Below are 22,117 nucleotides of genomic sequence, written 5' to 3'. Positions count from 1 at the left end.
CTGCCGCCCGGTCCCGGAACACGATTGCCGCGCTGGTCACGCGGGCGGGTGTGATCGTCGCTGCGACCGCGCCCACCCCCACCGAGGCCCCTCCCGGCCGGCCCCGGGAGTGGACCGTCGCGAGCCGTGGTGTCAGACTCTCGGGGTCCGCGGCACGCCTCGTACGGCTGCGGCGAGGTCCTGGGCGCGCCCGAGAGCCCGTGTCGACACCGAGGGAGAAGCCTGTGGCCGAGCCACGATCAGCGGCAGAGGAAGCACGCGATCCGAGCACGACGCCGGAGCGCCTGCTCGAACTCACGGAGAAGCATCCCCAGCTCCAGAGGCTGATCGTGCTGAACCCGTCGTGCCCCGACGTGGCGCGGCAGTGGATCCTCGCCACGAACCCCTGGGCCAAGTCGGCCTACGACGAGCACACCGCCGCTGAGGAGCCCGAGGAGGACGCCTCCGGTGGGGACGTGGACGGCGGGCCCGCCACCGCTGCGATGGACCCGATCGATCTGCCGGGCGACGCCGAGGACACCTCCGTCGAGAGCGTTCCCGGGGAGTCGGGCACCCCGGACCGCTCCGACGACACCGCTGACGCACCGGCCGTCGTGCCGCCGTCGGCACCGTCCATGGAGTCCGCACCGCCGAGCGCACCGGCGGAGCCCGAGGAGGCCTCGGTCTGGGGCGATTTCCCGGACGAGGCGCTCTGGGGCACGTCTCCGGCATCCGCTCCGCCGTCTTCCGCGGGCGGGTCCGGTGCGTCGGCACCCGGCGGGACCACCGGCGTCCGCGTCTCCCAGGACGCCTCGGTGGTGCCGCTCGGCCCGGCGGCGAGCGGAGCCGCAGCGGGAGGAGCCGCCGCTGCAGGAGCCGCCGCTGCAGGTGGCGCCGCCGCTGCGGGTGGTGCCGGTCCTGCTGCTGCCGACGGGGGCCCCGGCGGCCCGGGCGCGGACGCCCCCGCGACCGGATCGGTCGACGACGGGGCGGTCGCATCCGGTGGCGTCGGCGCTGCGGGCGCCTATGGCTACTCCGCCTCTGCCCCTGGCGCGCAGCCTCCTGGCGCGCAGCCATCCGGCACCCAGCCTCCTGCCGGGCATCCTCCGGCCGCACCTGCGCCCACCGGCGACGGCGGCTCCGACGACACCGGACGCTCCCGCCGGCGCATCTGGTTCGCCTGCGGCGGGTGCCTGATCCTCGTGATCATCCTGCTAGTGGTCGCCTCTCTCGTCGGCCGTGCCTGGTTCGGCGGGGACGACGAGACGTACCAGCGCGACAGTTCCACCACGGCGGCGGAGACCACGGAGGAGGAGACGACCCCGGAGGAGCCTCCGACGACGGAGCCCGACCCCGTCTCCCCCGCTCCCGATGACGCGACGGAACTGACGACGCTGCAGTCGCCCACCGGGAACATCTCCTGCACCCTCGAGGAGGACTCGGTCTCCTGCTCCCTGGTCGAGCGCGACTACTCCGAGGCAGACCTCGAGGACTGCGACGACGGCCCGTTCACCATCACCGTGGCCGGGGAGGAACCCCAGCTCGACTGCGGGCAGTCCTCCCGCGACGACGAGGCGACGACCCTTGAGTACGATCGCAGCGCGAAGCACGGAGACATGGCGTGCACCAGCCGTTTCGACGGCATGACCTGCTGGAACGTCATGACCGGGCACGGGTTCATGGTGAACCGGTCGACCTACGAGACGTTCTGAGCGCCACGTTCACCCGGTGACCGGCCCGCGTTCGAGCAGACTGCGGCCCGCCGCGACGATGGCGTCACGGGACGGGCGCGGCCGGATGCCCAGCACCTCATGCAGGCGCGTGGTGCTGACTCGTTTGACCACTCCCAGGTCATGGGCGGCGACCCGCTGCGACGCATCCGTCCGGGCGGCCTGTCGCACCACGTCGTCGGGAAGGGTCCGGGTGGGGATGTTCGCGGCCGCCTCACCGAGGGCGTCACGCAGGATCTGCCCGATTCTCATCATCGCGAGCGCATCCTGCCCGGAGGAGATCAGGATGCGACGGCCGGCGGCAGCAGGGGCATCGAGCGCGGCGACGTGCGCCGCCGCCACGTCGCGCACGTCCACGATCGGTATGTACAGGTTCGGATACGCCGCCATGGCGCCGTCGAGGCTGCGCTGGATGATGCGGTTCCCGCCGGAGACCTTCGCCCCCAGCACCGGTCCCATCACGGCCACCGGGGCCAGGGTCACCAGCTCCATCCCGCGTCCCTCACGCGCGATGAACTCCCAGGCGTCGCGCTCGGCGAGGATCTTGCTGCGCCCGTAGGCGTCCACCCCGTCGCTGTCCTCGACCGACCAGTCGTCCTCGGTGAACTCGCCATGATCCGGCCCGTGGCCGAAGCCGACAGCATGGAACGCCGAGGTCTGCACGAGACGACGCACTCCCGAGTCGCGCGCCGCACGCAGCACCCGCTGAGTGCCTTCGCGCGCCGGACGCACCACCTCCTCCTCGCCGTGCGTGTCCAGGAGCACCGGCGAGGCCACGTGCAGTACCACCTCGATGCCTTCGACGGCTTCCGTCCAGCCCTCGTCGGCCAGCAGATCCGCTTCGACGAACGTCAGGGCGTCGCCGCGCGTCATCCCCGCCTGCTCGAGGTCCGCGCGCACATCGGCCTCCCGCGCGAGCGAACGGACCGTCGTGCGCACCTCGTGCCCGGCAGCCAGCAGCTGCAGGACGGTGTGCCCGGCGATGAATCCGGATCCTCCGGTGACCAGTACCTGTGTCATGATCCTGCTTCTCCTTCACCCCACGGTCCGTCCGCGGGTTCTGCTGCGATGCTCGTCCTTCGCACCGTCTCCGGCCAGGCCCCCTCGACCCTGGCAGCGACAGGGACAGGCAGGTGCGCTGGCCCCGGGTCTATCGTCGACGCATGAGCGAAGAGCAGAATCTCCTGGGGTCGTACCTGCGGGCGAGACGAGACCTCATCGCCCCCGAGCAGGTCGGCATCCCCTCCAGCGGGACCCGACGCGTTCCGGGGCTGCGCCGCGAGGAGGTGGCGATGCTCGCCGGGATCAGCGCCGAGTACTATCTCCGGCTGGAACAGGGGCGGGACCGCCACCCGTCCCCGCAGATCCTCACGGCCATCGCCCATGTGCTGGACCTCGACGACGTCGACTACCTCCTCGCTCTCGCGACCGACCGTCCCCGGCGACGCACCTCCCGTCGGCGGCCCCGCGAGACGGCCCCGGCCTCGACACAGCGCTTGATCTCACATCTGGGGTTCCCGGCCTTCGTCGAGGGCCGATACCTCGATGTGCTGGCGGCGAACCCGCTGGCGGCGGCGATCTCACCCCGCCTGGAGGTGGGTCGCAACCGCTTGCGGGATGTCTTCCTCGATCCGGCCGAGCAGGCCCTGTTCCCCGACTGGGAGGCCACTGCCCGCGCCCTGGTCGCAGGTTTCCGCCAGTCCGTCGGCACAGGGGTCGAGGATCCCCGCTCCATCGAACTGGTCGGCGAGCTCTCGCTGGCGAGCACGCAGTTCAGCGACCTGTGGGCGCGCCACGACGTCGGGCCCGCCAGAGCGCGTCGGTGGAGTTCCAGCACCCGCAGGTCGGACCGCTGCGGCTGGACCGCGAGAAGCTCGCGGTGACGGGGACGGAGGGGATGATGCTGGTCATCTATCATCCCGAGCCGGGAACGGCCGCGGCCGAGAAGCTGAGCCTGCTCGCCTCCTCGGCCCTGCCGTCGGCGGACGAGGCCGTGGCGCCGGGGTCCGGGACGGAGCAGGACTCGACGAATGAGAGCTGGAGACGAGATTCGAACTCGCAACCACCTGTTTACAAGACAGGTGCGCTACCGTTGCGCCACTCCAGCGGGAGGGGCCGGCCGACGGATCGACCGGCCCCTCAGGCCTAGAAGTCTAGACGAGCCGGCGGGGCCGTCGGACCCCGCGGACCTCCGTGCGCGGCACGTGGGCCGCGCGAGGACCTGTCACTTCCCGCCGCCGTCCGAGGCGCCGCTGCCGGCGGCCGCGACCGCGTCGGCCAGGGCACCGGGCGTGGACCAATCCTGGAACTGCGTGCCGTTGATCTCGATGTACGGAGTTCCCGCCCCCTTCTCGTCGGCATAGGGATCGGAGATCTCGCGGACCCAGCGGAGGTAGGTGCCGTTGTCGATCGTGTCCTTCACCGCGTCGGAGGCTCCGGCTTCCTCGGCATAGGCCCAGATCTCCTCGTCCGTGAGTCCGGCGCTGCCCTCGGCGGGCTGGTTGGCGAACATCAGCTGCATGAAGGTCAGCGCCGCCGCCGGGTCCTCCTCGTAGATCGCGACCATGGCGGCCGCCGCCCGAGAGGAGTAGTCACCGGTGGTCGACTGGCTGTCCAGGAATCGGCGCGGGACGATGTGGACGGTGGCGTCCTCGTTCTCGATCATCGTCTGGACGTCCTCGCCGTTGATGTCCTCGAACTGGCCGCAGACGGGGCACATGAAGTCGAGATGGATCTCCACGACGGGCTTGCCGGAGTCCTCGGGGGCGCCGAAGCTCAGGTACGGCTCATCCTCGCTCATACCGGCGGGCACGGCCACGGGGCCCTCCGGTTGGGTGGACTTGTAGATCAGGAAGCCCAGGCCGGCGAGGATCACCAGGGCGACCACCGTGATCGCGGCGATCACGGTGGTGCGCACGGTGCGCTGGCGCCGCAGCTCGGCCTGCCGCTGCTGGCGCAGCTGCTCGCGCTGGGCGGAACGGCGCTCCTGCGCTGATTTCGACGGAGAGGACTTCGACGAGCCGGACGCGGCCATGGATGCTCCTCGCCCCGAGCCGGGGCTGCGGTGGGTGACGGGTCGGTGAGAGTTTAACGGTCCGCTCCTGAGCACCGAGAGACCCCATGGGACACCTCACGCCCGGGAGTGCGGCGGCACCTCGCGGCCGCTGCCGCGTGCACGTCACGATCGGGGAGCGCGAACCTCCCGCCGCGCGTCACCGCCTCCACAGCGCGACGTCCTCGAGCCGCGGTCCGTTCGGGAAGGGGAAGTAGTCGACCATCCCCTGGCGGGCGAAGAGGGTGAAGACCACCGCGCCGACCAGCAGCAAGAGCAGGACCACGACGACCGCGGTCCACACGGCGTCCGGAGCGGCGGCATCCAGCATCCGGTGAGCACCGCTGCGGGTGGTGCGGGACCCGATCCCCACCCAGGTGATCAGCAGCGTCACCACCATCGCGGCGGCGAAGGCCACCCCGTCCGGCGGAGCTTCCCCCTGCAGGAGCGTCCAGGAGGCGTCGATCGCGATCCCCACCAGCACGCCGAGGATCAGCGGGAACAGGGCCTGCAGCACGATCTCGAGCAGTCCCAGCAGGAACGTGAACGGGCTCGAGAGCCCGGCGGCCCAGAGCGGCGCGGAGCCGGTCGAGCCGCGCAGGCGCTTCCCGGCGACGCCGCGATGGGCTCGCTCCCAGGTCCGGGCGAGCGCGCCGAGCAGGAGGAGCACCGTCAGCGACACGTACGGGGCGACAGCGGCGAGGGTGACGATCAGCAGGTGGCCGATCCACACCAGCAGCGGTCGCCGGGGCGGCGGCATCTGGGCGGCCCAGCTGCCGTTCGGGCTCATCTGTCCGGCACCAGGCTGCGGGTACCCCTGCGGCCACTGCGGATCCTGCCCGGGCTGCGGTGCCTGCTGAACGGGCGCTTGCTGACCGGGTGCCTGCTGGACCGGATACGGCTGCGTCGCCTGCGGGGACGGGTCCTGCCGGCGGGGCGGAGAGGCCTGATGCTGCTGAGGACCGCGCTGGACCGGGTGCTGGGTGCCGGTGGGGAAGCCGGCGTCCTGCGGCGGCGCCGAGGGCGGGATCACGGGCATCTGCTGGGTCGGCGGGCCAGTGACGGGCAGCGCCTCGGTCGGCCCATCCTCTCCGGCGTTGTGACGGGGCAGCGCCTCCGTGGCCGGTTCGGAGGGTGAGCCCACCCGCGGCAGTGACTCGGTGCGCTGCTCGGCCGGGCTCGTCACCGGTGCCAACATCTCGGTGGCCGGCTCCGCGGAGGCGTCCGGCGCCGAGCTCTCGTCGTCGCGCTCGAGACCGCCCGCCGCTCCTGCGGCTCCCGCAGCTCCGGCTCCCGCAGCCGCGGCTCCCGCGGCTCCAGCAGGCAGCACGGCGGTGCGACCGTCGGCGCGCAGCGCCTCCGTCGGCCCCGGGTCCTCGTACCGGGTGAGGTCCAGCTCGGCCAGGCGGGCGAGCAGATCCTCCGGGGCGGGCCGCTGCGCCGGCTCCGACTGCAGGGCCGAGCGCAGCCAGTCGCCGAGCTCGACGGGCACCCCGTCGATGTCGATCTCCCCGCGCTCGGCGCGCAGGAACACCAGGTCGGCGCGCCCGCTGCCATAGGGCTCGCGGCCGGTCGCGGCGAAGGCCAGCAGGGCGGCCCAGCCCCACCAGTCCCCCGCCTCTCCCGTGTGGTCGGTGCGGATCACCTCGGGGTCGAGATACGCGGCGGTGCCCATCACCAGCCCGGTCGAGGTCATCCGCGATTCCTCGGCGGCGATCGCGATGCCGAAGTCGATGATCACCGGGTCCAGCCGGTCGCCGTCGGGGTCGAAGCCGGTCAGGTCCTCCTCGGAGGCATTGCGCAGGAGCACGTTGCTCGGCTTGAGGTCGCGGTGGATCACCCCCGCACGATGGATGGCGTGCAGGGCATCCCCCATGGCGAGGCCGATCTCGCGCACCGCCTCCGGGTGCAGGCCGCCGTGGTTGCGCACGGCGTCATCGAGCGTCGGGCCGGGCACGAACTCGGTGACCACGAAGGCGTCGGAGGATTCCAGCTCGGCATCCAGGATCCGCACGATGTTGTCGTTGCGCACGAGCTTCTGCGCGGCGACCTCCCGGGCCAGCCTCTCCCGTGCGAGGGGGTCGTCGGAGACCTCGTGACGCAGCAGCTTGATGGCCACGTCGCGGCCGTCGGCGTCCTGGGCACGGTAGACGATGCCCATCCCGCCCGATCCGATCCGGCCCTGGATCTCGTACCCGGAGTCCTCGGCGAGCGCCGTCAACCGCGGATCGCGGCGGGCGCTGCGGGAGGACCTGGGGGTCGGGGTGTCGGCCATGAGCACATGCTACGAGGCGCGCCGCGGAGGATGCCCCGACTTCACCGCTCCCGCACAGCCTCCCCACCCCGAGTCCTCGCCCGGGACCGTCGACAGCGCGTCGCCCGGACGCGCCCGGGATGCCCCGGGGCCGTGAGACCATCGCCCTGCGGCGCGGTGGGCGCCGTGGCGACCCGGGCCGGACCGGGCATCCGAGAGGGAAGGGCCCCATGCGCTCCAATCTGTTCGACGCGGCCAACCAGGAACGGCAGACCACCGATCGGTGGGCCCTGCAGTCCACCAAGATGCTGCGCTGCTCGCTGACCCCGCAGTCCCCCGAGATCGTCTCCTCCGCCGGGGCGATGGTCGCCTATCAGGGGCAGATGGATTTCGCCTACCAGGGCTCCGGCGGCGGCATGAAGCTGCTGAAGAAGATGGCCACCGGTGAGGGCGGCAACATGATGCGCACCACCGGCCACGGGGAGATCTTCTTCGCCCATCAGGCCGACGAGATCTTCCTGATCCAGCTCGAGGGCGAGGCCCTCACGCTGAACACGAAGAACATGCTCGCCTTCGACGGCTCCATCCAGTGGGACATCAAGTCCCTCGGCGGCGCGGGATTCATGGCCGGCGGTCTGTTCAACCTGTTCCTGCAGGGCCAGGGCATGGTCGCCGTCACCTCCGACGGCCCGCCGATGCTGCTGGACTGCTCCCAGCAGCCCACCTTCGTCGATCCCCAGGCGGCGGTGTGCTGGTCGGCGAACCTCCAGCCGCAGATCAAGAACGACTTCAAGATGGGTTCGCTGATCGGGCGCGGCTCCGGGGAGTCCTTCCAGCTCGGTTTCCACGGGCCGGGCTTCGTGGTGGTCCAGCCCTCCGAGGGGATGCCCGTCACGCCCTCCTCCTGATCACGACCGGGAGCCGCCATGCCTACGATGGTGCGGTGAGCATCGCACCACCACCGGCCCTGGCCGAGGCGCTGGCCGCACTCGGTCCCCGGGGGCGGCGCCGGGCGGCGACGTCGGCGGCCGCGATGATCGCCGCCGACGTCTCCGTCGCCCAGCCCGTCGTCGACCCGGTCCCCGTCGTCCTGGACCCCGAGGACTGGGAGGCGATCTCCGCGGGCCTGATCCAGCGGGTCCGGGTGCTGGATGCGCTGTACGCGGACCTCTACGGGCCGCGCACGGTGCTGGGCACCGACGTCGCCCCGACCTCCGAACTCCTGCAGGACCCGGCCTACCTCCGTTCCGCGATCGGGATCCCCGCCCGCGGCAGCCATCATCTCTTCGCCGTGACCAGCACGCTGACCCGCACGGACGACGGGTCCTGGGTGGTGCTCGAGGACTCGGTCGACGTGCCCGACGGGGCCGGGACCGCGCTCGAGGTCCGTCGCGCGCTGTCCCGCTGCGCCCCGACGCTGTACCGCACCACGGCCCTGCGCCGCCTGCACCCCTTCTTCGACACGGTCCGCAGCGCCCTGCACCACCGCACCCGCACCGACGGCCGCGCCGGGCGGACCGTCGTGCTCACCGACGACGACGTCGAGGATCCGCTGCGCGCCTTCGACGACAGCTGGTTCGCGAACCTGCTGGGCGCCCCGGTGGTCTCGGCGGGCGATCTGCGCACCGGCTCCGGGACCCTCACCCTGCGTCTGCCGGGGGCCGATGCCGATCCCGGGGACGCGGTCGACGCGCTGATCCGCCTGCTGCCCTCCGAGCTGCTGGACCCGCTGGACCTGGGGTCGACCCGCCTCGGCGGCGTCACCGGACTGATCGAGGCCGCCCGCTGCGGCGACGTGGAGGTGCTCAACCCCTTCGGGGCGGGACTGCTGGAGAATCCCGCGCTGCGCGAGGCGCTGCCCGACCTGTGCCGGCAGATCCTCCACGAGGACCTCCAGCTGCGCCCCGCCGCTCCCGGCACCGCGAACGGACGCGCGGGCTGGCTCTCGCTGGACCCCGGCGGCGGCGACGAGCTGGTCGAGCGCCCGGTGCGCCTGCGCGTGCTGGTGGTCGCCTCCGAGGACGGCTTCGAGGTGCTGCCCGGCGGGGTCGCCCTGACCGACGACGACGGACCCGAGGCGCTCAAGGACGTCTGGGTGACCGTTCCGGAGACCTCTGCACTGCCCGCCGCGCCCGGGGAGGAGCTGCCGGGACCCGACCCGGCGGGCCCCGCCCTGACCGCTGTGACCCGCGGCGTGCTCACGGCCTACCCTGCGATGACGCGCTCGATCGGCTCGGACCTGTTCTGGTTCGGCCGCTACCTGGAACGGGTCGATTCCACCGCCCGCCTGCTGCGCACCGTGCTGGACACCTCCAACGACCTCGGCTCGGAGCACGGCCCCACCGCCCGCACCGCCCAGGCCGTGCTGCTGGGGGCGGTCACCGACGTCACCACCACCTACCCGGGCTTCCTCTCCCGCGACCCCCACGACCCGGAGGACGTCCACACCGAGGTCACGAGCCTGCTGACCGACGTCGGCCGCCCCGGATCCCTCGCCCAGTCCTACGCCTCCCTCGCCCACACCACCCGCACCCTGCGCGATCTCATCTCCGACGACATCTGGCCCGTGATCGCCCGCATGCGGGGCCGGATCCACACCCTCGCCGGCCCGGACTCCCCACCGCTGGAACGCGGGCTGACGGACATCGTCGACGGCTGCCTGACCCTCTCCGGCGCCGTCGCCGACTCGATGCCGCGCAACCTCGGCTGGGACCTCACGGAGATCGGCCGCAAGATCGAACGGACCATGGGCCTGCTGGCCCTGCTGCGCGCCACCCTGGGCCGGCGCCGCAGCCGGGCCGCCGAGGCCCGTATCGCCGGCGCGGTCGCCGTGATCACCGAGTCCGGGGCGTCCTACCGCCGCGCTTACCACGCGGCCGTGCAGTCCGAGCTGCTGCTCGAACTGCTCCTGACCGACACCACCCTGCCGCGCTCGATCGCCTTCCAGCTGGATCGCCTGCACTCGACGCTCGACCGCCTGCCGGAGCTGGACCCCTCCCCCGAGCTGCGGTCTCCGCTGACGGCGCTGCGCAGTCGCATCGGCGCCTGGGAACCGCGCGAGCTGCTGCGTCCGGCCGACGGGGCCGACGCCTCCGACGGCGCCCCCACCGCACTGCTCGAGGAGGCCGACGCCGCGATCCTCACCCTGCGCGAGCTCGCCGGCGCGCTCGAGAACCGATTCTTCCGCCCCTCGGAGTCCACCTCGCTGTGGGGGGTCGACGATGTCTGAGAACCCCGATCCGATGATCCCCCTGCGCACCGAGGACGAGCCGCCCGCCGAGGCCGTCGACTACCGCGTCCACCACCTGACCCGCTACCACTACGCGAAGCCGGTCTCGCGCAACTACGGCCGGGCGCACGTCGAGCCGCGCGCCACCCCGCACCAGCGGGTGCTCTCGCACGAGGTGGTCGTGGACCCCTCCCCGGCGCGGCTCACGGCGCACACCGATTTCTACGGCAACTCCTCGACGTATCTGCTGGTCGACGACGTGCATGAACGGCTCGACGTGCATTCCCATGCCCACGTCACGGTCTCCGAGCGCCGGTACGGGGCCGAGGGGATGTCCCGGCCCTGGGAGCAGTGCGCCTCCGACCACTGGGGCCAGCTGCTGCCCGCCGAGGGCATCGACTTCCTCCACCCCTCCCCGAGGGTCCCGACGCTCGCGGCCGCTCGGGAGCTCTCCGAGGCCGTGTTCACGCCGGAGCGACCCATCGGGGAGTGCCTGGCCGCGCTGACCGGCCTGATCCACACGGACTTCACCTACGACTCGTACGCCACCACGGTGACCTCCACTCTTCAGGACGTGCTCGCGGCCCGACACGGGGTGTGCCAGGACTTCTCGCACGTGGGCGTGGCCGCGGTGCGTGCCGCGGGGCTGGCCGCGCGGTACGTCTCGGGGTACCTGCGCACGGCCCCGTCGGCCGAAGGGGCTCTGGGCACCCAGCCGGCCGGGGAGATGATCGGCTCGGCCGCCTCCCATGCCTGGCTCAGCGTGCTGGTGCCCGGCGCGGGATGGGTGGACATCGACCCCACCAACCGCACCTTCGTCGACCAGCGCTTCGTGACCACCGCCTGGGGCCGCGACTACGGGGACGTGCCGCCGTTGAAGGGCATCGTGGTCGGCCCACCCGGGGCGACCAGTACCCTCGACGTCGCCGTCGGCGTGGTGCCGGTGCCCTCGGAGACCTCTGCGCCGGAATGATCCGGTCGGACCCGCCCTCGGGCGGCGGTCCCACCGGCGCGTTCGCGACCCCGGGGGGGGGCGGCCCACGCAGCGCGACGCCGGGGGCGGCCCACGCAGCGCGACGCCGCTGCCCCGCACATCGGCGTCGGGGGGGCGGTCGGACCACGTCGTCCAGCTCACACGGGCCGATCCGTCCCCGAATTTCGCGTATACAGTGGTGCGGAAATCAGCGCGCGCTCGACGACGCATCCGACCCGGCGCTCCGCGCCACGAGACCGAGGTGAGATGTCCTCCTCCCAGCAGCCCTTCCGTCTGGCCGTGATCGGCTCCGGTCCCGCCGGCGTCTACGCCGCCGAGACCCTGCTGCGCTCGAAGCAGGTCAAGAACGGCGATCTCGAGGTCTCGATCGATCTGTTCGATCGCATGCCGACGCCGTTCGGGCTGATCCGATACGGCGTCGCCCCTGATCATCCACGCATCAAGGGCATCATCACCGCCCTGCACCGCATCCTCGGCCGCGGCGACATCCGCTTCCTCGGCGACGTCGAGTTCGGCACCGACCTGACGGTGGAGGACCTGCGCGCCCACTACGACGCGGTCGTCTTCGCCACCGGCGCGCTCCACGACGCCGACCTCGACATCCCCGGCATCGAGCTGGAAGGTTCCTACGGTGCCGCCGACTTCGTCGCCTGGTACGACGGGAACCCCGACTACCCGCGCACCTGGGAGCTCGACGCCGAGTCCGTCGCCGTGATCGGCAACGGGAACGTCGCCCTCGACGTCGCGCGGGTGCTGTCCAAGAGCGCCGACGAACTGCTGCGCACCGAGATCCCCGCCAACGTCTACGAGGGCCTGCAGGCCGCGAACACCACGGATGTGCACATCTTCGGCCGCCGCGGACCCGCGCAGACCAAGTTCTCCCCGCTGGAGGCCCGCGAGCTCGCCCATCCCCGGGGCCTGCAGGTGGTCATGGATCCGCGCGACCTCGAGCAGATCACCGAGGCCGAATGGGAGACCATCAGGTCCGACAAGCGCACCGACCAGGTCGTGCGGAACTTCGTCGGCTGGCTCGAGGAGCAGCAGCGCCGCGAGGCCGCCGGCGAGGAGCCGACGGACAAGCACGGCGGGCCCGTCAGCCGCCGCCTGCACATGCACTTCTGGCACCGCCCCGTCGAGGTGCTCGGCGAGGACGGACGAGTCACGGGGATGCGCTTCGAGCGCACGCGCCTGGACGCCGAAGGCCGCGTCGAGGGCACCGGCGAGTTCGTCGACTACGCACTGGGCGCCGTCTACCGCGCCGTCGGCTACCACGGCTCCGAGCTGCCCGATATCCCGTACGACGCCCGCCGCGGCGTGATCCGCAACCTCGCCGGACGGGTCACGGACAGGGACGGTGCGCTCGTCCCCGGCCTGTACGCCAACGGCTGGATCAAGCGTGGGCCGGTGGGACTGATCGGCGCCACCAAGTCCGATGCGATCGAGACGATCACCTCGCTGCTCGAGGACATCGAGGCCGGCACGCTCCCGCCCGCCCGAGAGCGGGACGAGGACGCGATCCTGCGCCTGCTCGAGGACAAGGGCGTGCCCTACACGACCTGGGACGGCTGGATGTCCCTGGACGAGCACGAGAAGGCTCTCGGCACCGCCGCGGTCGATGCCGAGGGCGAGCCGCGCGCCCGGGTGAAGGTGGTCGAGCGCGAGGAGATGGTGCGCGTGGCCCGCGAAGGCATGAACTCGAACTCCCCCGCGGGCGTCTGAGGTCCGGCGCCCGGGATCTCGCCGCGCTGGCGAACACCGCGCGGATGGACACGCCCGTCGCGCCGGCGAGCACCGCGTGGGCGGACACGCCCGCCGGTTCCACCGATCCGCTTCACCAGCGGGCCGAATCAGTGGAACCGGCAACACCCACGGTGCGTGTCGCTCCAGCCCGCGCGATCACACCCGCTCGACCTGGCCACCCTCTGCGGCCACCCCTCACGCCCGAGTCTCCGCAACACGCTCATCGATTCCACCGATCCGCTTCACCAGCGAGCCGAAACGGTGGAACCGGCAACACTGAAGCGCCCTGGGTTCCGTTCCGTGGTTAGACGGTCGCGGGCGCGGTCGTCGTGGGGTGAGTGTAGGACGCTTCGACTTCGGCCGGGGTGCGATAGTCGAGTGCTTCGTGCAGGCGCTTCGTGTTCCACCAGGTGACCCAGTCCAGAGTGGCGATCTCGACGGGGGTCGCTGAGGGCCAGGTGCGGCGTCGGTGGATGAGCTCGGCTTTGTAGAGGCCGTTGACGGTCTCAGCCAGGGCGTTGTCGTAGCTGTCTCCGACGGATCCGACCGAGGCCTGGACTCCGGCGGTGATCAGCGCATCGGAGTAGGCCAGCGAGACGTAGTTGCTGCCCCTATCGCTGTGATGGATCAGCCCAGTCCGAGACGCTTCTGCCGGGGAGGTCTGGAGGGCCTGCTCGAGAGCCTGCAGTGGCAGTGCCTCAGTGCGGAGGCTGGTGGCCACTGCCCAGCCGACGATCCTTCGCGTGAAAACGTCCGTGATGAACGCGGTGTAGCAGAACCCGGACGGGATCCGGACGTAGGTGATGTCAGCGACCCAGAGCTGATTCGGTCCGGCAGCCGTGAAGTTCCGCTCGACCAGATCAGGACGACGGTCCAGGCCACCAGCAGGGCTCGTCGTGAACACCTTTCGACCACGGCGTATCCCGCACAGACCAGCAGCTTTCATCAGCCGAGCGGTCTGGTCGCGGCCGACTTCCCATCCGGCACGGCGCATCGCGTGATGCATCTTCCGATACCCGTAGACGCCGTAGTTCTCGGCATGAATCCGACGGATCTCTTCGACGAGCACCTCGTCACGGACCGCTCTGGCCGATGCCGGGCGCTGCTTCGCGGCACGGTATCCGCGAGAGGTGAGGAACCCACGTTCCGTCGCGCCCAGGACGCGGCAGATGGCCTCGACCCCGAAGTGATCGCGATGCCTATCGATGAAGGCGATCATTTCGTCGTGGGGTGGTCGAGTTCCCTGGCGAAAAACACGGAGGCGGCCTTGAGGATCTCGTTGGCCCGCCGGGACTCGGCGAGCTCTCGACGCAGTCTGCGGTTCTCCTCCTCGAGAGACTCCGCGGGGCCGGCCGAGGGCTCGGCTGGCCCGTAGCGGTTGCACCAGATCCTCAGCGTCTCCATGCCAACGCCGAGTTGGGGCGCGACAGCACGGATCGACTCCGATCGTGGGCCACCTTCGAGTGCCTGGCGGTCGTAGACCATGCGCACGGCACGGTCACGCAGCTCCGGACTGAACTTCTTGGGCATACTCCGATTCTCCTTGCTGAGACTCGGAACGGAACCCAGGGCGCTTCAACACCCACGGTGCGTGTCGCTCCAGCCCGCGCGATCACACCCGCTCGACCTGGCCACCCTCTGCAGCCACCCCTCACGCCCAGGCCTCCGCAACACGCTCATCGATTCCACCGATCCGCTTCACCAGCGGGCCGAAACGGTGGAACCGGCAACACCCACGGTGCGTGTCGCTCCAGCCCGCGCGATCACACCCGCTCGACCTGGCCACCCTCTGCAGCCACCCCTCACGCCCAGGCCTCCGCAACACGCTCATCGATTCCACCGATCCGCTTCACCAGCGGGCCGAAACGGTGGAACCGGCAACACCCACGGTGCGTGTCGCTCCAGCCCGCGCGATCACACCCGCTCGACCTGGCCACCCTCTGCAGCCACCCCTCACGCCCAGGCCTCCGCAACACGCTCATCGATTCCACCGATCCGCTTCACCAGCGGGCCGAAACGGTGGAACCGGCAACACCCACGGTGCGTGTCGCTCCAATCCGCGCGATCACACCCGCTCGACCTGGCCACCCTCTGCAGCCACCCCTCACGCCCAGGCCTCCGCAACACGCTCATCGATTCCACCGATCCGCTTCACCAGCGGGCCGAAACGGTGGAACCGGCAGCGCCCACGGTGCGTGTCTGGGCCGTCACCGTCACCGTCACCGTCACCGTCACCGTGCAGCATCGACCGGGGCGGCTCCGTCATCTTCGGAGGCCGCCGCACGGATATGCTCATCGAGGAGTGCGAAGAAGTCTCCCGGATTCCGGTGGTCCTCGACCGTGATCCGCAAGACCGTCCACCCCAGCCGGTGGAGCAATTCATCCTTGCGATGGTCCTTGCGCTGTTGCTCGGGCGTGAAGTGGTCTTTCCCGTCGTACTCGATGGCGATCCGCCGCTGAACGTAGGCGAGGTCGACCCAGTACTCCATGCCGGTGACGGGATCCGTGACCGGCCAGTTCGCCTCCGGTTCCGGATAGCCATGTCTGAGCAGCAGGAGACGGGTGGCGGTCTCGCGCGGGGAGTCGACCCAGTCCCCGGCGTCGCGAATCGCCGCCCTCAGCGCTCGAACACCGGGTGCCCGCGCATTCTCACAAGCCACCCGTATCGCACCGACGGACATCCGTTGGACCTCGCGGCGCCGTGATCCCAGGGAATCTATGCAGGCCACGAGATCGTCGTGGTCGAGCACGGACGCGAGGTCCAGGAGCACTCCGAGTGGGTCCTCGATCTGGACCCCTTCGTGAGCGAGAGCGTGCCGTCCGCTGCGCACATGGATCGTGAGTTCCCTAGCAGAGTTCCTCTTGCGCTCGGGCTCGATGGTGCAGTGGATCGGCTCTCCAGATTTCCACGTCACGCCCTCCGGCAGCGGGAGGCGGAGGAGCTCGGCCGCCGTGACGTGGCTGATGAGGCCGCCTGGAACGACATGACGCTGGGCGACCCGCGCCACCTCTCGCAGATCTGCCGGGTGCTCCTCGAGCGTGTAGCACCCGGGAAGGACCCTGCGGAACTCCGAGGAGGACAGCCGACGGGCGCTGACCCCCATCCTGAAAAGTCCCGCTCGTGTGAACACCCGTCGCGGGGGCACCACGCCCTTCTCGCGTGCTCCCCGCTCACCCCGCGCTCCTCGCGCCATCACGCATCACTCCTTCGCCCAGCGGCCAGCCGCCAGTCGCCAGTCGCCAGTCGCCAGCCAGCCGCCAGCCGCCAGCGGCCAGCTCGACGGTAGGGGCGATGAGCGTGCCGCGCACGCGGAGCGGTCGGCGTGTGGACGGCGCGGAGATGTGGAGGACGGTCACGGCCTTCGCGCGGTGATCTCCGACGGTCACTCGCGGACGCGACACGCTGGCCCGTTCCACGGATCCGCACCATGAGCGATCCGCATCAGCGGAATGGGCGACGCACTACGGCGTGTCGCGGCCTCGTCGCCACCCATCACAGAACGGGAGACCCAGAACCGACCAGGGCCCCACAGCCGACCGGGAACCCCCACGACCGACCAGGACCCCACAGCCGGCCGGGAACGCCACGACCGACCAGGGCCCCCACAACCGACCAGGACCCCCACGGCAGAACGCGGGCCCAGCACGTCAGCGGCGGATGCCGGCCAGGAAGTCCCCGATGCGGTCCACGGCGTCCTCGAGCAGTTCGACCGAGGGCAGGGTGACCAGGCGGAAGTGGTCCGGAGTGGTCATGTTGAAGCCGGTGCCGTGCGTGACGAGCAGTTTCTGCGAGCGCAGCAGGTCGTAGGCGAACTGCTCGTCGTCCTCGATGGCGTACATCTCGCGGTCGATCTTCGGGAACATGTACAGCGCCCCCTGGGACTTGACCACGCTGATGCCGTCGATGGCGCTGAGCCCCTCGTAGGCGACATCGCGCTGCTCGCGCAGCCGCCCGCCGGGCAGCAGCAGCTCGTCGATCGACTGGTAGCCGCCCAGCGCGGTGGCGACCACGTGCTGGGCGGGCACGTTCGGGCACAGCCGCATGTTCGAGAGCACGTCCAGGCCCTCGATGAAGCTGGTGGCGTCGTCCTTCGGGCCGTACAGCGCCATCCACCCGGCGCGGAAACCGGCCACCCTGTACGCCTTCGACAGGCCGTTGAAGGTGATCGACAGCAGGTCGGGGGCGAGGGAGGCGATCGAGGTGTGGACCGCATCGTCGTAGAGGATCTTGTCGTAGATCTCGTCGGCCAGGATCATCAGCCCGTGCTTGCGGGCCACCTCGACGATGTCGCGCAGCACGTGCTCGGGGTACACGGCGCCGGTCGGGTTGTTGGGGTTGATCACCACGATCGCCTTGGTGCGCTCCGTGATCCGGTCGGCGATGTCGGTGACGTCCGGCCACCAGCTGTCCTCCTCGTCGCAGCGGTAGTGCACGGCGCGGCCACCGGCCAGCGACACCGAGGCGGTCCACAGCGGGTAATCCGGCTGCGGGATCAGCACCTCGTCCCCGTCGTCGACGAGGGCCTGGCACACCATCTGGATCAGCTCGGAGACGCCGTTGCCGAGATAGACGTCGTCCAGGCCGATCCCGGGCATGTCCCGCATCTGGTAGTACTGCGCGACCGCGCGCCGGGCCGCCGGGATGCCCTTGGAGTCGGAGTACCCCTGCGCGGTGGGCAGATTCTTGATCATGTCGACGAGGATCTCGTCGGGCGCCTCGAAGCCGAATGGCGCCGGGTTGCCGATGTTCAGCTTGATGATCTGGTGTCCCTCGGCCTCCATGCGGGCGGCCTCGGCGGGCACCGGCCCGCGGATCTCGTAGCACACGTCGCGCAGCTTGGAGGACTGGGTGAAGATCATCGGGGGCTCCTGGCTCTCCTGTGTCGATCAGGACCGGCCCAGGGTAGCGGTCGGCCGGGCTCGCGGAGTCCGGGGACCGCCCGCCGGACACGCCCCTGGCCGCGAGGAGGTCTCTCGGGATCACCCCAGGTGGATGCCGTTGGCCGGGCCGACGGGCAGGTCCAGGCCGTAGAACACGAGCAGGACCACCACCCACACCGTGAAGTAGACCACGGTGAAGGGCGCCAGGCGGGCCACCAGAGTGCCCAGTCCGGCGTGCGGCTCATAGCGGCGCACCATGCCCAGGAGCACGATGAGGTACGGGTTCAGCGGGGTGATGATCTGGGTGGAGGAGTCCCCGATCCGGAATGCCGCCTGCACGAACGCCGGTTCCAGACCGGTCAGGGCGAGCATCGGGACGAACACCACCGCCATCAGACCCCACATCGAGGTGCCGGAGGTGATGAACAGGTTCGCCACCGCGCACAGCACCACGAAGGCGAGCACCACGGGCAGTCCGCCCAGCTGCGCCGACTCGAGCCACTCCGCGCCGTGCACGGCGAAGTAGGTGCCGACACCGCTCCACTCGAACAGGGCCAGGAACTGCGCGAGCGCGAAGGCCACCACCAGGAAGCTGGTCATGGAGCGCAGGCCCTGTCCCATGTGACCGGCCACGTCGGCCCCGGCGCGGATGGTCCCCGCGCGGATGCCGTAGACGATCCCGGTGACCGAGAAGACCAGCACGATGAGGAAGACGATCGACCCCATGAACGGCGAGTCCGGCAGCAGACCGCCGTCCTCGTTCCGCCATGGGGAGACGGGCACGACAGCGAGCGCGACGATCAGAGCCACGAGGCCCGCCAGGGCGAGGCCCGCCGTGGCCAGGGCCCGCTTCTCCCCGCCGTCGAGGGAGGAACCGTCCGGACCCGGCTGCTTCCGGGAGTCGTCGGCCCCCGCCGCGTCGGCCCCCGCCGCGTCGACCCCCGCCGCATCCGCCCCCGCCCCGTCCGCCCCGGCCGCGTCGCCCCCCGCCGCATCGTCTCTTCCCACCGTCGAGATGCCGGCGCGCTCCAACCGCGGCTCGAGCACCCGGTCGATGAGAGCGCCGCAGGCGAGCACCAGCACGAGGGAGGAGGCGAGGTTGATCCAGTAGTTGGAGACCACGGTGACGGGTGACGCGCCGAGCGACTCGGACAGCGAGCCCATCACGGCGGTGGTGATGCCCGCGAAGTTCGCGTCGATCGGCGAGGGCAGCATGGCGGTCGAGAAGGAGGCCCCGACCGCTGCGAAGGCGCCGATCAGTCCGGCCATCGGATGGCGTCCTGCCGCCGAGAACACGAGCGCGGCCAGCGGCGGGATCACCACGAACGAGGCGTCGCTCATGAGGTTCCCGTTCACCCCGACGAGCGCGACGACGTAGGGCAGCAACCAGCGCGGCGCGGAGCCGAACAGCCAGCGGATGGCCGCGCTCAGCAGTCCTGATCCTTCGGCGATGCCCACGGCCAGGACGATCGGCAGAACGTTGACCAGCGGTGGGAAGCCGATGTAGTTCTCGCCGACGGTGGTGGTGAACCAGGTCAGGCCCTCGCTGCTGAAGAAGCCCTTGACCCTCTGGGCCTCGTCCTGACCGGGCACCCGCACCTGGACGTCGAGCGCCGCCAGCACCGTGGTGAGCACGGCCGTGACCAGGAACAGGCCGGCGAAGAGCACGAGCGGATCGGGCAGTCGGTTGCCGAGTCGCTCCACGGCATCGAGAGTCCGGTCGAGGCGCCGCGGACGGCGGGACGGGACGGGGACGGACATCGAGCTCTCCTGGGACGGGCGCGGCGTCCCTTCCCCGGGAGGCCGGTGCGCAGGGCCCGCGCACGAGGATCCATCGTAGGTGTCCAGCCCGTGGGACTCGGCGCCCGCTCCCCTTGACGGACCGCACCACGTCATTTACTTTCAGTGCGTAATTATATGTGCGGCGCGCACCGGGAGGACCGCCGCGCCCCTGCCACCCCGGAGGCCGCCGATGTCCCCGCACCGCCTCGCCGGCGACGCCGTCGCGACCGCCGTGACCTCGCCCGTGCCCGGCTCGACGCAGCGCATCCACCTGCGCGCTGCCGGGGTCTCGGTGGTCCTGGACGTCACCGACGGCCGCTCCCCCGCCCTCGTGCACTGGGGCGCGGACCTCGGCACGCTCGGGCCGACGGGCCTGGACGCGGTGTGCACGGCGAGCATCGCGCCGGTGCCCCACAATGCGGTCGACGTCCCGGCGCGGGTCGCGATCCTCCCTCAGCAGTGCGACGGGTGGATCGGCCGACCGGGCCTGACGGGATCACGGCCCGACGGCTCCGGCTGGGCGCCAAGGCTTCTCACTCGGGCAGTCGGACTCGACGGCCAACCGCTCACCGCCGCCCACACCGAGACCGGGGCCGCCCTGGTGCGCGTCGACCTCGCCGATGAGGAGCTCGGGCTGATGGTCGGGCTCGAGGTCGAGCTGCTGCCCACGGGTCTGCTCCGCCAGCGCGCGAGCCTGATCAACTCCGCCACCCTCCCCTACACGCTCGAGGAGCTCACCGTGACCGTCCCGGTGCCGGGCGACGCCGACGAGCTGCTGGACTTCGCGGGCCGCTGGGGCAAGGAGCGCACCCCACAGCGCAGCGCCTTCACCGTCGGCACCCACCTGCGCGAGAACCGTCGCGGTCGCACCGGGCCCGACGCCGCCCACGTGCTGCACGCCGGGTGTCCCGGCGCCGGCTTCCGCGACGGCGAGGTGTGGGCGGTGCACACCGCCTTCTCCGGCAACCATCGCCACCTGGCCGAGCAGATCAACACGGGTGACCGGATCCTCGGCGGCGGCGAGCTGCTGCTGCCCGGCGAGGTCGTGCTGGCCTCCGGCGAGGAGTACCTCGGGCCCTGGCTGTACGCCTCCTACGGCGAGGGGCTGGACGCGGTGGCCTCCCGCTTCCACCGCCACCTGCGCTCACGGGCGCACCACGTGGGCGCCGAGCGCCCGGTCACCCTGAACGTGTGGGAGGCCGTCTACTTCGACCACGACCTGGCGACGCTCACCGAGCTCGCCGATCAGGCGGCCGCCCTCGGTGTGGAACGGTTCGTGCTGGACGACGGATGGTTCGGCTCCCGCCGCGACGACACCTCGGGCCTGGGCGATTGGGTGGTCTCCCCCGACGTCTGGCCGGACGGCCTCGGCCCCCTGGTCGACCACGTCACCGCCGCCGGCATGGAGTTCGGGCTGTGGTTCGAGCCCGAGATGGTCAGCCTCGACTCCGACGTCGCCCGCGCGCATCCCGAATGGATCATGGCCCCGTCCCCGGACCGCCTGCCGCTGCCGTCGCGCCACCAGCAGGTGCTGAACCTGTCGATCCCGGAGGCGTTCGAGCACGTGCGCGGACAGATGTCCGCGGTCCTGGCGGCCCACGACATCGGCTACATCAAGTGGGACCACAACCGGGACCTGCTGGAGGCCGCCACCCGCAGCTCCGGGCGCGCCGCTGTGCACGCCCAGACCCGGGCCGCCTACGCCCTGATGGACGCGGTGAAGGCGGCCCATCCCGGTCTCGAGATCGAGTCCTGCTCCTCCGGCGGCGCCCGCGTGGACCTCGGCGTGCTCGAGCACACGGACCGGGTGTGGGTCTCGGACTGCATCGATCCGCTGGAGCGCCAGCAGATGAACCGCTGGACCGCGCAGCTGGTCCCGCTCGAGCTGATGGGAAGCCACATCGCCTCCGGTGCCTCGCACGCCACCGGCCGCTTCCACGGCCTCGACTTCCGGGCCGCCACCGCGCTGTTCGGGCACCTCGGCATCGAATGGGATCTCACGCAGGCGAGCGCCGAGGAGCTCTCCGCCCTGCGCGGCTGGATCGCGCTGTACAAGGACCGCCGCGAGCTGCTGTTCACCGGTGACCTGGTACGGGCCGACCGCGGCGACAGCCCGCTGTGGCTGCACGGCGTGGTCTCGCCCGATCGAGAGCGGGCCCTGTTCACGCTCGCCGCCGTCGGCCGCTCCGGCCGCTCCCAGCACACCCGCCTGCGCTTCCCGGGGCTGGACCCCGAGGCCGTCTATCGGATCCTGCCGCTGCCGTCCGCCGCCCGCACCTCCAGCCTGGTCCCGCCCCGCTGGATGCAGCTCGCCGAGCTGGCGGCCGACGAGGGCGGGCTGCCGGTGCCCGGCAGCGTCCTGACCGCGGCCGGTCTGGCCGCCCCGCTGCTCGATCCCGAGCAGGCGCTCCTGATCGACCTGACCCGCGCCGAGGTCTCCTGACCTCTCGCCCCCTGCACGCACGGAGCCGGGTGG

General features: G+C 71.3%; 13 protein-coding genes, 1 tRNA gene and 1 pseudogene. 7 read left to right on the top strand and 8 right to left on the bottom strand.

All coding sequences use genetic code 11. The features are described 5' to 3' along the window. Nucleotides 1-224 precede the first annotated feature (224 nt). Nucleotides 225-1,691: a hypothetical protein gene (locus BH708_RS17805; RefSeq protein WP_076810310.1), complete on the top strand. Its 1,467-nt coding sequence runs from the start codon at nucleotides 225-227 to the stop codon at nucleotides 1,689-1,691. A gap of 9 nt (nucleotides 1,692-1,700) precedes the next feature. On the opposite strand, the gene BH708_RS17800 is transcribed toward BH708_RS17805, so the two are convergent. After that, nucleotides 1,701-2,729: an NAD-dependent epimerase/dehydratase family protein gene (locus BH708_RS17800; protein WP_076810309.1), complete on the bottom strand. Its 1,029-nt coding sequence runs from the start codon at nucleotides 2,727-2,729 to the stop codon at nucleotides 1,701-1,703. Between the two features lie 143 nt (nucleotides 2,730-2,872). Here BH708_RS17800 and BH708_RS17795 point away from each other — a divergent pair. Further along, nucleotides 2,873-3,609: pseudogene (locus tag BH708_RS17795) on the top strand (helix-turn-helix domain-containing protein); the annotation flags it as partial. 135 nt (nucleotides 3,610-3,744) lie between these two features. Here BH708_RS17795 and BH708_RS17790 read toward each other — a convergent pair. The 3 genes from BH708_RS17790 to BH708_RS17780 form a co-directional block, all read right to left on the bottom strand. Further along, nucleotides 3,745-3,816, bottom strand: a tRNA-Thr gene (locus tag BH708_RS17790). Between the two features lie 117 nt (nucleotides 3,817-3,933). Further along, on the bottom strand, nucleotides 3,934-4,743 hold the full coding sequence (locus BH708_RS17785) for a thioredoxin domain-containing protein (RefSeq protein WP_076810307.1): 810 nt from the start codon (nucleotides 4,741-4,743) through the stop codon (nucleotides 3,934-3,936). Between the two features lie 178 nt (nucleotides 4,744-4,921). Next, nucleotides 4,922-7,036 (bottom strand): serine/threonine-protein kinase, encoded by a 2,115-nt coding sequence (locus BH708_RS17780; RefSeq protein WP_076810306.1) that lies wholly within the window; start codon nucleotides 7,034-7,036, stop codon nucleotides 4,922-4,924. 209 nt (nucleotides 7,037-7,245) lie between these two features. Here BH708_RS17780 and BH708_RS17775 point away from each other — a divergent pair, with 209 nt between their 5' ends. The 4 genes from BH708_RS17775 to BH708_RS17760 all read left to right on the top strand — a co-directional run bounded on the left by BH708_RS17775 (nucleotide 7,246) and on the right by BH708_RS17760 (nucleotide 12,957). Beyond that, a complete protein-coding gene (locus tag BH708_RS17775; protein WP_076810305.1) occupies nucleotides 7,246-7,923 on the top strand; it encodes an AIM24 family protein in 678 nt (225 codons plus the stop codon). Nucleotides 7,924-7,958: 35 nt separating this feature from the next. Further along, nucleotides 7,959-10,244, top strand: coding sequence for a circularly permuted type 2 ATP-grasp protein (locus BH708_RS17770; protein ID WP_076810304.1), 2,286 nt, complete (start codon nucleotides 7,959-7,961; stop codon nucleotides 10,242-10,244). Continuing rightward, nucleotides 10,237-11,217 (top strand): transglutaminase family protein, encoded by a 981-nt coding sequence (locus tag BH708_RS17765; protein WP_083713773.1) that lies wholly within the window; start codon nucleotides 10,237-10,239, stop codon nucleotides 11,215-11,217. The genes BH708_RS17770 and BH708_RS17765 overlap by 8 nt, the downstream gene beginning before the upstream one ends. Before the next feature lie 267 nt (nucleotides 11,218-11,484). Next, the gene (locus BH708_RS17760) at nucleotides 11,485-12,957 is read left to right on the top strand and encodes an FAD-dependent oxidoreductase (RefSeq protein ID WP_076810302.1); all 1,473 of its coding nucleotides are present in this window, start codon (nucleotides 11,485-11,487) and stop codon (nucleotides 12,955-12,957) included. Between the two features lie 325 nt (nucleotides 12,958-13,282). On the opposite strand, the gene BH708_RS17755 is transcribed toward BH708_RS17760, so the two are convergent. The 4 genes from BH708_RS17755 to BH708_RS17735 all read right to left on the bottom strand — a co-directional run bounded on the left by BH708_RS17755 (nucleotide 13,283) and on the right by BH708_RS17735 (nucleotide 19,620). Beyond that, nucleotides 13,283-14,508, bottom strand: a protein-coding gene (locus BH708_RS17755) for an IS3 family transposase (protein ID WP_253705390.1) whose coding sequence is annotated in 2 segments (ribosomal slippage) — nucleotides 13,283-14,223 and nucleotides 14,223-14,508 — 1,227 coding nt in all. Because the reading frame shifts where the segments join, the coding sequence is not laid out codon by codon here. 701 nt (nucleotides 14,509-15,209) lie between these two features. Then, a complete protein-coding gene (locus BH708_RS17745) occupies nucleotides 15,210-16,172 on the bottom strand; it encodes an endonuclease domain-containing protein (RefSeq protein ID WP_083713772.1) in 963 nt (320 codons plus the stop codon). A 454-nt stretch (nucleotides 16,173-16,626) separates the two neighbouring features. Beyond that, complete coding sequence (locus BH708_RS17740; RefSeq protein ID WP_076810300.1) at nucleotides 16,627-17,838, bottom strand: pyridoxal phosphate-dependent aminotransferase; 1,212 nt, start codon at nucleotides 17,836-17,838, stop codon at nucleotides 16,627-16,629. A gap of 120 nt (nucleotides 17,839-17,958) precedes the next feature. After that, complete coding sequence (locus BH708_RS17735) at nucleotides 17,959-19,620, bottom strand: AbgT family transporter (protein WP_076810299.1); 1,662 nt, start codon at nucleotides 19,618-19,620, stop codon at nucleotides 17,959-17,961. 211 nt (nucleotides 19,621-19,831) lie between these two features. Between BH708_RS17735 and BH708_RS17730 the strand changes: the two genes are divergently transcribed. Next, entirely contained in the window at nucleotides 19,832-22,084 is a 2,253-nt protein-coding gene (locus BH708_RS17730) for an alpha-galactosidase (protein WP_076810298.1), read from the top strand. The last annotated feature ends 33 nt before the right edge of the window (nucleotides 22,085-22,117 follow it).

Source organism: Brachybacterium sp. P6-10-X1, from assembly GCF_001969445.1.
Classification (GTDB): Bacteria; Actinomycetota; Actinomycetes; order Actinomycetales; family Dermabacteraceae; genus Brachybacterium.
The sequence above is the reverse complement of the archived record's forward strand: the minus strand, read 5'-3'. Positions and strand labels throughout refer to the sequence as shown.

Bases quoted from the DNA above. Each gene is read 5' to 3' on its own strand.
- BH708_RS17785 (WP_076810307.1), bottom strand. From the start codon at position 4,743: ATGGCCGCGTCCGGCTCGTCGAAGTCCTCTCCGTCGAAATCAGCGCAG.
- BH708_RS17775 (WP_076810305.1), top strand. From the start codon at position 7,246: ATGCGCTCCAATCTGTTCGACGCGGCCAACCAGGAACGGCAGACCACC.
- BH708_RS17760 (WP_076810302.1), top strand. From the start codon at position 11,485: ATGTCCTCCTCCCAGCAGCCCTTCCGTCTGGCCGTGATCGGCTCCGGT.
- BH708_RS17765 (WP_083713773.1), top strand. From the start codon at position 10,237: ATGTCTGAGAACCCCGATCCGATGATCCCCCTGCGCACCGAGGACGAG.
- BH708_RS17730 (WP_076810298.1), top strand. From the start codon at position 19,832: ATGTCCCCGCACCGCCTCGCCGGCGACGCCGTCGCGACCGCCGTGACC.
- BH708_RS17780 (WP_076810306.1), bottom strand. From the start codon at position 7,036: ATGGCCGACACCCCGACCCCCAGGTCCTCCCGCAGCGCCCGCCGCGAT.
- BH708_RS17735 (WP_076810299.1), bottom strand. From the start codon at position 19,620: ATGTCCGTCCCCGTCCCGTCCCGCCGTCCGCGGCGCCTCGACCGGACT.
- BH708_RS17745 (WP_083713772.1), bottom strand. From the start codon at position 16,172: ATGGCGCGAGGAGCGCGGGGTGAGCGGGGAGCACGCGAGAAGGGCGTG.
- BH708_RS17740 (WP_076810300.1), bottom strand. From the start codon at position 17,838: ATGATCTTCACCCAGTCCTCCAAGCTGCGCGACGTGTGCTACGAGATC.
- BH708_RS17800 (WP_076810309.1), bottom strand. From the start codon at position 2,729: ATGACACAGGTACTGGTCACCGGAGGATCCGGATTCATCGCCGGGCAC.